10 protein-coding genes are annotated in these 15,492 nt (G+C 26.9%); 5 read left to right on the top strand and 5 right to left on the bottom strand.

What is annotated here, in order from left to right:
* Nucleotides 1-56 precede the first annotated feature (56 nt).
* From K5563_RS01315 to K5563_RS01300, 4 genes are read left to right on the top strand one after another with little or no spacing between them, the layout of a single operon-like run.
* Entirely contained in the window at nt 57-1,196 is a 1,140-nt protein-coding gene (locus K5563_RS01315; protein ID WP_221037210.1) for a hypothetical protein, read from the top strand.
* Nucleotides 1,193-3,334, top strand: a complete 2,142-nt coding sequence (locus K5563_RS01310) for a lytic transglycosylase domain-containing protein (protein ID WP_221037209.1) — start codon at nt 1,193-1,195, stop codon at nt 3,332-3,334. The genes K5563_RS01315 and K5563_RS01310 overlap by 4 nt, the downstream gene beginning before the upstream one ends.
* Before the next feature lie 25 nt (nt 3,335-3,359).
* The gene (locus K5563_RS01305; RefSeq protein ID WP_221037208.1) at nt 3,360-4,169 is read left to right on the top strand and encodes an undecaprenyl-diphosphate phosphatase; all 810 of its coding nucleotides are present in this window, start codon (nt 3,360-3,362) and stop codon (nt 4,167-4,169) included.
* Nucleotides 4,166-6,535 carry a DNA translocase FtsK gene (locus K5563_RS01300; RefSeq protein ID WP_221037207.1) on the top strand — a complete coding sequence of 790 codons (2,370 nt, stop codon included), beginning with the start codon at nt 4,166-4,168 and terminating at the stop codon, nt 6,533-6,535. The genes K5563_RS01305 and K5563_RS01300 overlap by 4 nt, the downstream gene beginning before the upstream one ends.
* A 44-nt stretch (nt 6,536-6,579) precedes the next feature.
* Here K5563_RS01300 and rpsU read toward each other — a convergent pair whose 3' ends face one another.
* The 4 genes from rpsU to K5563_RS01280 are packed head-to-tail and all read right to left on the bottom strand — an operon-like array spanning nt 6,580 to nt 10,581.
* A complete protein-coding gene (rpsU, locus tag K5563_RS01295; RefSeq protein ID WP_221037206.1) occupies nt 6,580-6,789 on the bottom strand; it encodes a 30S ribosomal protein S21 in 210 nt (69 codons plus the stop codon).
* 18 nt (nt 6,790-6,807) lie between these two features.
* Complete coding sequence (locus K5563_RS01290) at nt 6,808-7,758, bottom strand: M23 family metallopeptidase (RefSeq protein WP_221037205.1); 951 nt, start codon at nt 7,756-7,758, stop codon at nt 6,808-6,810.
* A 5-nt stretch (nt 7,759-7,763) separates the two neighbouring features.
* The gene (recJ, locus tag K5563_RS01285) at nt 7,764-9,872 is read right to left on the bottom strand and encodes a single-stranded-DNA-specific exonuclease RecJ (RefSeq protein WP_221037204.1); all 2,109 of its coding nucleotides are present in this window, start codon (nt 9,870-9,872) and stop codon (nt 7,764-7,766) included.
* 22 nt (nt 9,873-9,894) lie between these two features.
* Nucleotides 9,895-10,581, bottom strand: a complete 687-nt coding sequence (locus tag K5563_RS01280; RefSeq protein ID WP_221037203.1) for a DNA repair protein RecO C-terminal domain-containing protein — start codon at nt 10,579-10,581, stop codon at nt 9,895-9,897.
* Nucleotides 10,582-10,648: 67 nt separating this feature from the next.
* On the opposite strand from K5563_RS01280, the gene lon reads away from it, so the two are divergent.
* The gene (gene lon / locus K5563_RS01275) at nt 10,649-13,099 is read left to right on the top strand and encodes an endopeptidase La (protein WP_221037743.1); all 2,451 of its coding nucleotides are present in this window, start codon (nt 10,649-10,651) and stop codon (nt 13,097-13,099) included.
* A 42-nt stretch (nt 13,100-13,141) separates the two neighbouring features.
* Here lon and K5563_RS01270 read toward each other — a convergent pair whose 3' ends face one another.
* The gene (locus K5563_RS01270) at nt 13,142-15,439 is read right to left on the bottom strand and encodes an MMPL family transporter (RefSeq protein ID WP_221037202.1); all 2,298 of its coding nucleotides are present in this window, start codon (nt 15,437-15,439) and stop codon (nt 13,142-13,144) included.
* Nucleotides 15,440-15,492 lie beyond the last annotated feature (53 nt).

The following is a 15,492-nucleotide window of genomic DNA, read 5'->3' as shown; positions in this document are numbered from 1 at the left end:
TTATCATAGTTAATCATATATGAAGTTGTTTTTTGTAAAAGGAAAGGACAAAAAGGTTGGAATTCTTGAAAGGATTTTTAGCAATAAAGCTTTCTGATAATGAATATTTTTCGATTTTGAATTTAGATGATGTTGCTGTAAAAAGAGTAACATTGGGTAAGTTTGAAGATGAAACCGATGTAAAATTAGATTTTTATATTAGTGAATATAAAGATTTTTCTAATCCTATTTTCATTGGTTCTTTTTTCTTAAATAATCTCATAAAGGAAAGTTCCAGTGTAAATGTTTATTGCAGAATAGCTTCTATGGTTTTGTATGTTTATGGTGAGTGTGGTGGAATTACAAATAAATCTAAGTTTGATTTAAAGTCAATTAAGCTTAGTACAAGTAGTTCTGCCAAAGGACTTAGTGGGTCTTTAAGTAGTACTAAATTGGATAATTTACCTAATAGTTTGAGTGATTTGGAATTGGAAAATGAAAATGAAGTTGGTAAAAAATCAGAAGGTGTTTTGGTGCAAAGCCAAGAGGATTATTTAGATGAGCTCTTGGATAATGTTGATCATTTGAGAGAGCCTCAAAGTTTGCTCATGGACGAAAATTTTTCTAATAATGAGAGTAATTTAAACTTATCTTCAAATTTTTTAAGTTCAGATAATTATAAATTATCTAAAGAAGATTTAAATTCTAATTCTAATCTTAATTTAAATTCAGGAAATTTTGATATTGGAGTTGGAAAAGATAGATTTGGGACTCCCATTGATAAAGGGAGTGAGATTAGACATATAATTAATGAAAATAATACTGTTAATAAGGATACTTCTGATTTAGGTAATATTTCTGTTAATGATAATGATGTAAGTACTTATTCTGACGATTTTGATAATTTGAATGTTGAGTCAATTATGACAGATCTTGATAAAGAATTTGTTGAGAGTGAATTTGATAGTATTGATTTAGATGATTTTGGTGATCAAGATTTTACTATAGATGTTGAAGATAGTAAGTCTAGCTTAAACTTAGAAGAAGAAGAAGGACTTATTCAAACTTCTATGCTTTATTTAAGTCTTGTTTCTTTATTTCTTTTAATATTCTTTTCGTTATTTTTAATTTTTTCTAAAGTGTTAAATCATAGAAATTTTGCAATTTCTTGTTTTTCTTTTTATAAAGAAGAAAAAATTTATAAATATGAAATATGAAACAAATAATTATGTTTAAGCAAATCATTTGTTTTTTCTTATTAAGTTTATTGTCTTGTTCTTGTGGAGAAGGGTCTTCAAGCAATAATATAGTTAGAAAAAATGTATCTGATTTTGATTTAAATAATCTGAATTGGTTATGGAATTTTAATTATAAAAATCAAAATTTCGATGAATATTTTGGAATAGATTCCAGTTCTTATGTGTATATTGCTTATCTTTTTAAGAAAATAGGATACAACGAGAAGTTTAAGGAATATATGTATAAGGCAATAAAGAGTGGGAATGATATTATCTCACAATTTGCTGGTATTAAGATTCTTGAATATCATAATTATAGAAAGGAATATTCTGAGGCTGAAGTTATTGGACATAAGCTTTATACAAAATACGACAGTAATAAATTTATTATGTTGGGTTATTTTAAGAGTCTTTATTGGCAAAAAAAGAACAATGAAGCGCTTTTGGTTTTAAATAAATTGGAAAAGATGGATTTTTCACAATCCCAAGAACAAGAAAATATTTTATTTAAAGCAGTTCTTTATTTTAATGCTGCTGATATTAATTCATCATTAATTTATTTCAAGAAGTTATTTGAAGATTTGCCGGCAGGATACTTACATATAAGGGCTCATGATTATCTTACTCTTGAGGATCGGTCTGGTCTTTTAAGTTCAGATTTTTTAAATCTTGTTAAATTTAAAGCCTTAGTAGCTAATGGAGATTTAAGACGTGCAGTTAGTATATTAAGTGATGATTTTAATAAGTATTATAATAATTTTACATTTTTAAATGATGTTTATAAGTCTTTTGTGGGTTCAGGGCATATGAGCAAGGCATTGCTCTTTTTTAATAATTTAAATAGTATTTATAAGGATTATTACTTAGGACTTATTAATTTAAGGTTGAAAAAAGATGTAGGTTTTACTAGTATAGTTAAATATTTAGAAAATACTTCTTTTAAAGATGAACCTTATAGACTAGAAATGCTTAATGAAATTTTTAGTAATTTAATCTTTACTAAAGATGCACGAAATTATTTTGTCCAAAATATAACTAAATTTTATACCGATAAAGATAAAAATGAGCTTAGTTTTATTAAAGTTTTAGACGAGTATATTTTAGAGGCTATACAACTTGAAGATTATGATAATTTATATGCACTTTATCGTAATGGTCAAGATGTTATTGATAAAGCCATTTTATCTAGGCTTGCTTTTATTAATGCAAGGCTTATATATCATAAATTTATTAATGCTAAATCAAAAGATGAGTATATTGAACTTTTACATTCTTCTATTGAGTATAATCAGACATCTTATGCCTCATTTATGAGCAAATATTTATTAAAACAAGGTATTAATGATTTTTTTGAAAATAGTTTAGATATTCATTATGACCAGTCTGATTATGAAAAGTTTTTAGAAGGATTTTTGAAATTTAATTTGCATTCTTATGTTAGTGTTTTTGTTGCTAATGATTTTAAGAATGGTTATAGGTTTTCACCTAATTTTTATCGTAAACTTTATGATGAACTAATAAAGCATGAATATTATTATGAATCTACAGTTGTTATCAATTATCTTGTAAGACAAGATAATTCAGCTTTAACTAAAGATGATTATAGGCGTCTTTATCCTTATTTATATAGTAATTTAGTTAACTATTGGTCAAATAGACGGGGACTTGAGTCTAGTCTTGTGTTTGCTTTGATAAAGGCTGAGAGTAGTTTTAAAAGAGATGCTATATCTAAAGTTGGTGCTATTGGACTTATGCAGATTATGCCTTTAACATCGGTTGATGTTTCAAAAGAGATCAAATATTACGATTATGATTTGAAACATCCACAAGATAATATCATTATAGGGACTTATTATTTAAGTAAAAGAATAGGAATGGTAGGGGATGTTTATAAAGCGCTTGCATCCTATAATGGTGGTATTGGCAATGTACGAAAATGGGAAAAAGACTATGGGCATTTACCCAAAGAGCTTTTTGTCGAAGCAATTCCTTTTGGGCAAACTAGAAATTATATTAAAAAGATATTGGTTTATGCTGTATTATATGATTCTCTGTATGATCGTAAGGGTATGGACTTTATTATAGAGTATATTATGGGGAAATTCTCTACTTTTTAAGAGTTTTGAAGTTGTTGAGATCTAGATGGAAAAAATTTTAAAAGTTATGATTTTAGGCTTTGTTCAAGGAATTACTGAATTTTTGCCTATATCTAGCTCAGGACATTTGTTGCTTATAAAAAATTTTATGCATGTTGATATTTCAATTATATTTGATATTTACTTGCATTTTGCCACTGTTTTAGTTGTAATATTTTATTATAGAAGGCGAATATTAGAACTGATTTTGATCTTTATAAAATTTTTTTTAAGAAAAAATACTGCATTGGATCTTGATAAGTTTAAATTAATATTACTTATATTAATAATTACTTTATTTACAGCATTTATTGGAATTTTTATAGAAAGTTTTAATAGATTGTTTACTCTTGATTTGGTCTTAATTAATTTTATTTTGACAAGTATTTTATTATTTTTACTTGAATCTAAGATTTTAATTTTCAATTTGAAGCATAATATTTTGCTTTCAGGATGTTTAATTGGCGTTATGCAGGGCATTAGTGTCATGCCAGGGATTTCTCGTTCAGGCATTACAATTTTTACATCAGTTTTGCTTGGGTTTAATAGAGCAGAATCATTTGAAATTTCTTTTTTATCTTTGATTCCTGTTGTGCTTGGAAGTTTGCTTTTAAAGCATAAGGAATTTTTTGGAGAAGATATGCTTTTTAATATTTTTGAGATGAATTTGGGAGCCATTGTTGCTTTTACAGTTGGTCTATTGTCAATAAATTTGTTTATTAAAATGCTTAACAATAGTAAGATTTATTATTTTTCAGCTTATTTGGTTGTACTTGTAGGTTTTATTTATTGCTTTTTGAACTTTAGTAAAATATGAATAGTTTTTATTATTATTTTCAATTTTTATTGTTTTTTATGTTAGCTGTTATATTATTATCGATTTTTGTAGCTTTGACTCCTGTAGGAAATATATTCATATTTTTTGTTTTTAATCTTCTAGGTCAGATGCTTATTAATACTTTTTCGTTTTTATCATTTTATCTTATACTTTATCCAGTTGTAAATTGGTATGTTTATCGAAAAAATATGTTTAGCAAGAGATTTATATTTAATTGGAATTATACGGTTATTTTATTTTTTACCTTGACATTGTGGTTAAAAGTTAATTCTGATCTTGAAAATGCTTCTAATTTTATTCGTTGGTTTTTGAGTAATTTTGGAGTTGTGCTTGGCAATTTTTTTATTTTTCTTATTTTAATTTTAGAACTTATGATTTGGATTTATTTAAATTATGTCTTTTTTAATGATGCTAGCTTTATTTTAGATTCTTTTCATTTTATAGTATTTAAGTTTAAAATCTTGTTTGAAAGTTTTTTTTCCTGTTTGCCATTTTTAAGTACTTTAAAGATTAAGAAAGATATTAAAGTTTATAAAGATTTTGAGAATAATTTAGATTCAAGTGAGTCTGATGAACATGAAAGTAATATTATTAATGATGAAGAATATCAAGCTTTATGGTCTTTTAAGACATTTTTGAGAAAATCCGATAAATCTTTAAATGTTGATTTGGATAAGACCATTTTTGATCACTCAGATGTAAAAATCAAAAAATTAGATGAAGATTTATCAGAAAAGCAATCCTTTCTAGAAAATCGGCAACCTCAGAATAATTTAAATGCTGAATCTGGTGGTTTTAGGTATAAATCATTAGAGTTTGAGGATAACAAATTAGTGGCTGGTGGCAAAATTAAGGCTATTGACATAAGAAAAAAAGGAATGATAAAGAATTTTGTTAGTTCTGAGCATGGAGACTTATTAGTAAATAAAGATGGTAGTAGTTATTCAATAGATATTTCTGTTTTTGAGCAAAGAGAACCCAAGAGTGAAATTGAAGATATTGAATATGAGAGAGATATTCAGAAACAGTCAATGATTTTACAAAACACTTTTAAGGAATTTAACATTAATGCTGAACTTATTGATGTTATTAAAGGACCTGTTGTTACAATGTATGCTGTTCGTCCCGATAAAGGTATTAAGCTTTCAAAAATAACTTCAATATCTGATAATATTGCATTAAGGCTTGCAGCAGTGAGAGTTAGAATTATTGCTCCAATTCCTGGAAAAGAAGCTGTTGGGATTGAAATTCCTAATAAAAGACGAGAATTTATTTTGATTTCAGAGATAATAAATAGTAAAGAATTTAATAATGATTTTAAAGTTCCTTTTGCACTTGGTAAGGAAATTAATGGCAATAATGTTGTTTTTGATCTTGTTACTGCTCCTCATCTCTTAATAGCAGGTGCTACTGGAGCTGGCAAGTCTGTTTGTGTGAATTCTCTGATTGCTTCAATTATTTTTTCCAAATCTCCAGATTATGTTAAGCTTGTGCTAATAGATCCTAAGGTTGTTGAACTTAAGCTTTTTAATGACATCCCACATTTGTTAACTCCAGTTATTACTAATGTAAATAGAGCCTTAGAGGCTCTTCGTTGGTGTCTTGATGAGATGGAGAGAAGGTATATTCTTCTTGATAATTTGCTTGTGAGAGATATTAATACCTATAATAAAAAGATACTAGAAGAAGGATTAAGAGAAGTGCCATTACCTTATTTAGTAATAATTATTGATGAATTTGCAGATTTGATCCTTTCTGCGAGAAAGGATTTAGAAAATTTAATTTCTAGACTTGCAGCTATGGCTAGAGCTGTTGGTATTCACTTAGTTCTTGCTACTCAAAGACCATCTGTTGATGTTATTACGGGAGTAATAAAAGCCAATTTTCCTTCAAGAATTTCTTTTATGGTTGCTAGTTCCATGGATTCAAGGATAATTCTTGGAGCATCAGGTGCTGAGAAACTTTTAGGAAAAGGAGATATGCTTTATATTAGTCCTACTTCTCCTTTTCCTCAAAGAATTCAAGGTGGATTTTTAACTGAAAAGGAAGTTTATAAATTAGTTGAAGAGTCAAAAAAATTTGGTCCTCCAAATTATATTGATGATGAGATATTTATTGATAGTGGTGTTGTAGAGGCTAATGCTGTGGTTCTAAATTCTGAAGATGAGCCTATGTTTGATGAAGCTCTTGCAATTGTTCGTTCTACCAAGAAAGCATCTGCATCTTATTTGCAAAGACGACTAAAGATAGGTTACAATAGAGCTGCAAGGATTATTGAGCTTATGGAAGAAATGGGATATATAGGGCCTGTAAATGGTTCAAAACCTCGAGATGTTTTTATTTAAAATATCTACAAAGGGGATATTTAATATAAATATCCCCTTTATTATTATTTGCTAATTTTTTGTTTTAGCTTTCTGACTTTTTTTGCTTGCTTTCGTTTGAATGCTTTTTCTTTTTTAACTCGAATGGTGGATGGTTTCTCATAATATTCTCTTCTTTTCCATTCTCTAATTATCGCTTCTTTTTCAATCATTCTTTTGAAACGTTTCAATGCTTTTTCTAGACCTTCATTTTTATCAACATTAACAGTTACCAAAGAATCACCCCCTCTTTTTTATTGTATTCTCTTAATGTTATTGATTATTTGATTTTTGTCAATAAGCATTTGCTTAAAGAAAAAATCTGGATTTATTGCGATCCCATTAATTCTGACTTCAAAATGTAGATGGGGTCCTGTTGAAATTCCTGTGTTACCAATGTTTCCAATATATTCGCCTGTATTTACTATTGTATTCTCTTTTACTCCAAATTTTGATAGATGTAAATAAATTGTAAATACCCCTGGTAAGTGTTGGATAATTACAGTTTTACCGGTAATTTCTCTGTCTCTTGCAAATACTACTTTACCTTTACCAGCTGCAAAAATAGGTGTTTTTTCTTTTTTAGATGTAGCATAATCTTTGCCATTATGCATTTTATAGTTTGTTGATATTTTAGTGTTATCTTGCATATAAATTCTTTGTTCTCCAAAAAGACTAGTTATTTTATATTGATCTTTAATTGGTTGAACTAATTTATCGTAGTGATATATTGTTGTGTCTCCTATGTTTCCAATTATATTCCATAGTGTGACTGCTTGTTCTTTTGCTTTAGGCGACTGTTGATTTTTAATGAGCTTGGATTTTTTTTTGTTAAATTTAATCATTGTTTTTTTAAAGTTAAATTTTTTTATTTCTATTTCCTTTATATATTTTTTATTTTCGAATTCTATTTCGATTTTTCTTTTACCTTCTTTAATCATTGGTGTGATGCCTATTAGTGCCATATAGTATTTTCTATTTCCTACGTTGAATTTGAAAGGATAAGAACTTAAGATAGGTTTTTGGTTTGTTCCTAGAAGAGATAGTTTTTTAAAATTTTTGTTACTTGCAAGGTATATGCTTTCTCCCTGAAAAACTTCGTTTTTATATTGTATTTTTATGACATCATCAGTTACTGCATTTATATTGAGTAGTTCAATTATTAAAATAAAAAAAATAAATAAAATGTTTTTTATTTGAAGCATTAATTTTATCTCTTTTTAAGATCAATTATTTTTAAAATTTTTTCGCTTTGATTGTAAAAGTCTTCGCCAATTGTAAATATTATGTCTATATTTTGTCCATCTTTGATTTCAAGTTCTTGAATATTTTGAGTTCCATTAAAGTAAATGGCTTTATAATAATCTCTATTATTTTTGATTTTCATGCTTATATGTTTCGAATTTCCATTTTTATCAATTGTTCTAATTTCTTGAATTAGTACATCTTCCATTTTGAGAATAAATTCTTTAAAACCATGTCCGTAAGGTTCAAATAAATCTATTATTTTTACAAGTTTTTCTTTTGTAAAGTTCTTAGGTATAATAGCATCGATTATTATTGAATCTTCATTTAATTCGTTGTATTCTATTTTTTCAATAGCGTTTTCAAGTTCTTTGATAAATTCATTTAATACATCTTCATAGAATGTAAATCCAGCAGCAGCTTTATGACCTCCAGAGTTCATTATTAAATGACCCGGTATCATTGAAATTAATTCTTTTGAATTTACTTTATTATTTGATCTTATAGAGCCTTTAATTATGTTTTCTTGTTTTGTTAAGAAAACAGCCACTTTTTGATAATAGGAAGCAAGCCTTGTTGCCATTCTTGAACTAATTCCTTTTGGAGTATTTTTGTCATAACATATTATAAATTTATCATTTTTAAAAATGGTATTCTCATTATGTGTATTCCAAGATATTTCTTCTTTATGTTTTCTTAAAGTATTAATGTTTTTAATTTCTTTAAACTTGTTTTCTATTTTATTAATATCTTTGGTTAATAGAAATTGAATTGTAATATCTGCTTTTTCAAGTCTTCCTGTTGAATTTAGTATTGGAGCAATCTTAAAAGCAATATCTGTTGAGGTTATTTTTGTTTTTGTTAGTATGTTGACTTCTTTTAAAAGGTAATTAATTGACATATTTTCCCTTAATGCGATTTCTTTAAGTCCTTCTTTTACAACTATTCGATTTTCATTGATAATTGGCATATTGTCAGCAATAGTGCCTATTGCAACAAATTTAAGATTTTTAAGGCAGCTTTTTAATATATCTTTATTTACTTCAAATATGATGTTATAGAATATGTAATATAATTTTTCTTTGATATCAATTTCTTTATATTTAAAATATTTACAAATTTGCATGAGTTCTTTTAATGTTTTTTTAGAAAATTTTGGAAACTTTTTTACAAAATTTTCACTAATATCAATTGTTTCAATATCTATTTTCTTATTAAAGAATTTATTTAAAAGGTGATTTTGTTCATCTTTATTAAATAAAATTATGTATTTATTTTTTGAGAATTCTTCTAGCTTATGAATATTACTTTGTAAGTCATTATTACTTTCTAACATTAGATATTTTTTTAAAATATAGTTGTTTATTGCTATTGCATGAAGAACGATATTATTATTTAATTTTTCTAGAAATAAAAAAGCGATGTTTTTGTTATAAAGGTTAGTGGTGGACAATTGGAGTGCAAGACATGCTTTAAAACTGACATAACATCCAGCAATTTCTTTAAATGGCGAGAGATCTCCTTTTAAATGAGGATTAATAATTATATTTTCTGTGTTAATTTCTTTGTTTGGAAGGTGATGATCTGTGATGATTACTTCTATATTTTTTGATTTTGCATAGTTTGCTTCTTCGATATTAGAAATTCCACAATCAACAGTAATGATTATTGATATTTTATTTTCATATGCTTTATCGATGATTTGTTTTGTTATACCATAAAATTCTCCATTAGAGGGTATTTTATAGGTTACATTAATTCCAAAATTTTTAAGGGTTTCATACATTATTATTGTGGCTGTGATTCCATCAGCATCTTTGTCTCCAAAGATCAATATATTTTCTTTATGTTCAATGGCTTCATTAATTCTATAAATGAATTTGTCTATATTTTTTAATAAAAATGGATTGTGCATTAAGTTTACACTACTTTCTATAAAGAATAAAAAGTCTTCTTCTTTAACCTCTCTTCTTAGTAATAGTGTTGTTTCAACAAAGCTAATATTATACTTTTTTGCAATACTGATTATATCTTCTTTTTTGATATCGATTTCTTTTTTTTTCCAAATTTTCATTTACTATTCCAGATTGTTTTATTTAGAGAAGTGTTTTTTCAAACTCTGTATTGATCTTGTTTTTGATCATGCATTCAAGAAGTTTTCTTGACTTATGAGTCAAGTTTACATTTAGGGTTTTATTTATCTTTTTTTGATTTAAATATTCTAAATATTTAAAACTCCCTGCACTAATATAATTATTTTTATTACTGGTACATTTTATACAGTTAAATCCATTAACCTGGGTACTATAGTAATAGTAATTATCAATTTGTTTTTTACATTGAAAACATACTTTTGATAAGTACAATAATCCCTTTATTATGAGAAATCTTACCTTGTATTGCAAGTCAATTAGTTTTGCTTTTTCTAAGCTAGAGGCATTAATAGCATCAATAGCTTCTGTAAATAAATCGAAGCATTCTCCATTATCAAAACTTAAATTGATGAGCTTAAGCCAAATATTGATGATTATTAGTTTTTCATAGGTTAAATCTTGCATAATGAATTCTTCGTCGTTAACTTCTATTATCTTGCACAAATTGTTTTCTTTTACTATTTCAAAATTGGCTTTTACTAAGTTATTGATGTTTGATTTAAATTTTTTTATAGTAGAATTATAAACTATTGTGTTAGTAATGCCTTGTGAATGAAATAGACTTACGAAGTAGTAACTTTTTTTGTAATACAAATTTGTTATAATAGCATTAATTTTGGTAAACTGCATTATACATATTGTATAATAAAAAAATTCATTGTTAAATGAATTTTCATAAAAATTTTCTTTTGTTATAATTGAACTTAAGGAGATTGAATATTCTATGGAGGAATTAAAAGATACTGTTTCTAAGGGGAAGAAGCGTTCAAAAAACTCTGGGGGGGGCATTTTACCGCATTTTGATAAGCCTGTTAGAGTGCCTTTAATTGCAGTTCCATCACATCCTGTATTTCCAGGTATGTTTATTCCAATTATTATAGTTTCTGATACTGATATGAAGGCTGTTGATTATATCATTAAGGGTAATGGTATCGTCTCCTTATTTGTATTGCGTGATTTATTTTTAGAAAAAGTAGGTAATAAGAGTGATAAACTGACTATCAATTATAAAAAAGATATTTATTCTGTTGGTGTGACGGCTAAAATAGTTAAAAAGATTAATCTTCCTGATGGTGGGTATAATATTTTTGTTTCAACTGTTGACAGAGTGAAGTTTGTTAAGGTTATTCTTAATAAAGAGTTTCCGATAATTGAGGTTGACTATTTAAAACAAATTGCGGTTAAAAAAGATGATATTCAATCTAAAGCAATTTATAGTAGTATTTTGCTTAGAACTAAAGAAATATTTTCACATAGAAAGATGCCTGAATTTCAATTAAATATGGTCAATATTGAGGATAAAGGTCGATTATGTGATGTTGTTGCAGGAATGATTTCATCTTCAAAAGAGTCTCATCAAGAGGTACTTGAAACTTTAAGTGTTAAAGATAGGCTTCAAAAGATTTTGGAATTAATTTATGAAGAATTAAATTTAATTGAGATTCAAAATAAAATTGCTAAAGGAATTCAGGAAAAGTTAGAAAAACAACAAAAAGAATTCTTCTTAAAAGAACAACTTAAAGCCATTAAAGCTGAGCTTGGTGTAGGAGATGAAAGGAGTAATGAATTTGTAAAACTTAAATCCAAAATTGATGCTTTAGTGTTAAAAGGAGAAGCTTTAGAAACAGTTGAAAGGGAGCTTGAAAAATTTTCATTTCTTGAAAGGCATTCATCTGAGTATATTGTAGTTAGAAACTATCTTGAACTTATTACCAATCTTCCTTGGGGAGAATCTAAAGTTAATTTCGACAAATTTAATTTGCAAAAAGCAGGTAAGGTTTTAGATAAAACTCATTATGGTATGAAAGAAGTTAAGGATAGAATTATTGAATATATTTCTGTTCTTAAATTAAGAAAATCTCAAAAAGGAGCTATTATGCTTTTGGTTGGCCCTCCTGGAGTTGGTAAGACCTCTATAGGGACAGCTATTGCTGAAGTTCTTAAAACAAAATTTTTTAGATTTTCTGTAGGTGGTATGAGAGATGAATCTGAGATTAAAGGTCATAGGAGAACGTATGTTGGAGCGTTGCCTGGAAAAATTATTCAAGGATTAAGAATTACAAAGACAAATTCTCCTGTTTTTTTAATAGACGAGATTGATAAAGTTTCAGCGTCTAATTATGGGGATCCATTTTCTGTCCTTCTTGAAGTTTTAGATCCTGAGCAAAATATAAATTTTAGAGATCATTATCTTGATTTGCCTTTTGATATTTCTAATGTATTTTTTATTTTAACAGCTAATTCTCTTGAGACAATACCTATACCTTTACTAAATAGAATGGAAATAATTCATCTCTCAGGATATGTTGATGATGAAAAAATAGAGATAGCAAGAAAATATTTAATACCTAAGGTTTTAAAAGAAAATGGTGTTGATAAAGATTCTTTAAAATTTCAAAGTTCAGCTCTTGTTCAGATTGCTAGGGAATATGCCAGAGATAATGGACTGAGAAATTTTGAAAAATATTTAAAACAAATTGTTAGAAAAGTTGCAAGAAAACTTATTGAGAATGATTCTGTTAAGGCATACCAGATTTCTAAGGAAAATCTGGAAGAATATATTGGTATTCCTGTATTTAGAAAAGAAGAATTTTTAAATAAAGTGATGTCTCCAGGTATGGTAATGGGTCTTGCTTGGACCAATTATGGAGGGTCAACTTTAGTTATTGAGACAGTTAAAACTAAATCTAAATCTTCTGGTATTAAGTTAACAGGTAGACTTGGCGATGTGATGAAGGAATCTGCAAATATTGCACTTACTTATGTTAACAGTATTAGTGATGAGCTTAATTTGCACAGTGCTTTTTTTGAAAAATATGCAATTCATTTGCATATTCCAGAAGGTGCAACTCCAAAAGATGGACCTTCTGCTGGTATTACTATTGCTAGTGCTTTTATATCTTTAGCTCTTAATAAAACTGTAAGACCTAATTTAGCTATGACAGGAGAGTTATCATTAACAGGAAATGTAATGGCTATTGGTGGACTTAGAGCAAAAATAATTGCTGCTAAACGAAGTGGAGTTGAGCATATTATTATTCCTAAATCAAATAAAGTAGATCTTGATGATATTCCTACCAACATTAAGAGTGGTATAAATTTTCATCTTGTGGATAATATGCATGAAGTTATTAAATTATTATTCTAGATTCTAAGTCTTATCTTAAACTTTATTACTCTTTCCAATATGTTATTTTTTTGCTTTTATTATTGAGTTTTCTATTCTTAGTATCTTAACTGTTGGTTTAAAGAGATAAATTAACAATGGCAGTAGTGTTAATGATGCAAGAGATGTTGTTATCATTGTAAAGGCTATGATTGCACCAAGTGTTGAGATTATTTTATAAGTGGAAAATATTAATGTTAAGAATCCTATCCCTACTGATATTGAATTTGCAAAGATGCCATCAAATACATTAGGAATTGATTGAATTAAAGCTGTTTTATAATCTTTTGTTATTTGATAATTTAATCTAAATGCATTAAAGAAATGAATAGAATAGTCTACTCCTATACCCATACTGACTGATGCAATTGCTGCTGTTGCAGGATTGAGGGTTATCCCAAAAAGTTTCATTACGGCAAAATTTAAAAATACTGACCATACTACTGGGGCTGCAATGATTATTCCAGTTTTCATGGATTTAAAAAATAACATTAAAAGTAGTGTGATTGCACTAAGAGTTGTGATAATGTTTGTGATTTGTTCTAATACCATAATTTTAGATATTAATATTTTTTCATATGCGCCTGAAAATTTATATTCATGTTTTGGCATATGTTTTTCAATTAAATTGCTGGAGTAGTTTGCAAAATTTTTAATTTCCTCAGTTGAATTTTGATCTGTTATTACAAGAATTGATATTTGAGACCAATCATCATTAATATAAATTTTTGCCATATTCTTAATAGAGTTGCTCCTACTTATTAAGAGTATTAGTTTATTTAATACAGCTTGATTTTCAGGAAGCCTATACTCTTGTGGATTTTCTTTTTTGAATTTGAAGTTCATCAATCTTACAACTTTATTTATTGAATTAGATTGTGTTTTCTCAGTAAATTGATCAATTTTATCTGTAATTAGATCTAGGGTTTTCATGGTTTTTTCATTTTTAAATTCGCCAGGAGTTCCCTTGATCTCAATTTTAATAATTGAAGTTCCTCCTATTTCTTTTTGCATGAGATTTAATGTTTGTTTGACACTTGTACTTTCTTTAAAATATTCTTTTTCGTCAAAATTGATTTCTATATTGAAAAGACCTATAATTGAGATTAATAAAATAATTAAGGTTATTGTGGATGAAAGATATTTGTTATTTAACATCCAGTTTGTAACTTTTTGGTTTATTAATGATAGTCTTTCAAGAAATCCTTTTTTTAATTTTTGACTTTCTTTAATTTCTTTATGTTTAAATGGTATTTTTACTAGTATTCCAGGTAGTACTAGTAATGACATTAGCATTGCAATAATAACTCCTAGTGACATAAAAATTCCCATTATTCTGTATGCATATATTGATGATCCTGTTAATGATAAGAATCCAAAAGCTGTTGTAAGAGAAGTTAAAATTATTGGTACTTTGAGTGTTTTAACTGTATTTATTATTGTATCTTCAGTGAAAGGTTCTTTTTTAATTCTCTTTAATATTCCATTTATTATATGTACAGAATTAGCGCATCCAATTGAAATAAGGAGTACAATCATTGTTGTTTCTGGAACAGTGATTGGAGACATTAAAAGGCTTTTTATTCCAAAAGTCCAGATTATTGCAAGTAGTGCAATAAGAACAGGAATTATTGCTCCTAATATATTTCTCACAATAAAATAAAGTGATAGTATTACTACAAAAGTAGCAAATGGACCTAAAAATTTAAAGTCGTCTACCATGTAGTTGAGTATTTTTTCCCTTATTATAAGATCTCCTGTTAAGTAAAGCTTTAGGTCATCAGTTTCATATTTTTTAATTGTAGCTTCCATTCTTTCAATCTCATTCTTTAAACTATGACCAAAGTTTATATTATTGCTCTCTGTTGAGATAACCATAAATAGCATTAAAGTATCATCATTATTTATAAATTTATTTTTTATAAAAGGTGTTGAATTTATTTTTTCTTTTATCTTAATCATATCTTCATCTGTGTATGTATCTTTTTTAAATTGCGGGAAATAAGTAAATATACTTGTAACAGAGTTGGATTGTAGTTTTAGTATATCAGTGATTTCTTTTGCTACTTTGCTAATTTTAACAAATGTTTCTTTGTTAAAAATTCCTTTTTTGTCTTTAAACATTACTATTGTTGGTAATAGTGACTTACTTTTATCCATATCGGTTGTTTTTTCAGTATTTTCTTCGGTTGTTGGGATAAGTTTTGAAACATCAGAATTGAATTGTATATTTTTTAAGGAAAATCCTAAAAAGATTGTTATTGACATTAATACTATTAATATTAACGTCTTATATTTAATACTTAATTTTTCAAAATCCATTTTTGTTTGCCTCTTTATTTTATAAATATATTTATAAGTTATAAACTCATTTT

The organism is Borrelia sp. HM (assembly GCF_019669085.1).
Lineage (GTDB): Bacteria > Spirochaetota > Spirochaetia > Borreliales > Borreliaceae > Borrelia.
The sequence above is the reverse complement of the archived record's forward strand: the minus strand, read 5'-3'. Positions and strand labels throughout refer to the sequence as shown.

Coding starts and splice junctions, on each gene's coding strand:
- K5563_RS01270 (WP_221037202.1), bottom strand. CDS start 15,439: ATGGATTTTGAAAAATTAAGTATTAAATATAAGACGTTAATATTAATA.
- K5563_RS01310 (WP_221037209.1), top strand. CDS start 1,193: ATGAAACAAATAATTATGTTTAAGCAAATCATTTGTTTTTTCTTATTA.
- K5563_RS01300 (WP_221037207.1), top strand. CDS start 4,166: ATGAATAGTTTTTATTATTATTTTCAATTTTTATTGTTTTTTATGTTA.
- recJ (WP_221037204.1), bottom strand. CDS start 9,872: ATGAAAATTTGGAAAAAAAAAGAAATCGATATCAAAAAAGAAGATATA.
- K5563_RS01280 (WP_221037203.1), bottom strand. CDS start 10,581: ATGCAGTTTACCAAAATTAATGCTATTATAACAAATTTGTATTACAAA.
- K5563_RS01305 (WP_221037208.1), top strand. CDS start 3,360: ATGGAAAAAATTTTAAAAGTTATGATTTTAGGCTTTGTTCAAGGAATT.
- K5563_RS01290 (WP_221037205.1), bottom strand. CDS start 7,758: ATGCTTCAAATAAAAAACATTTTATTTATTTTTTTTATTTTAATAATT.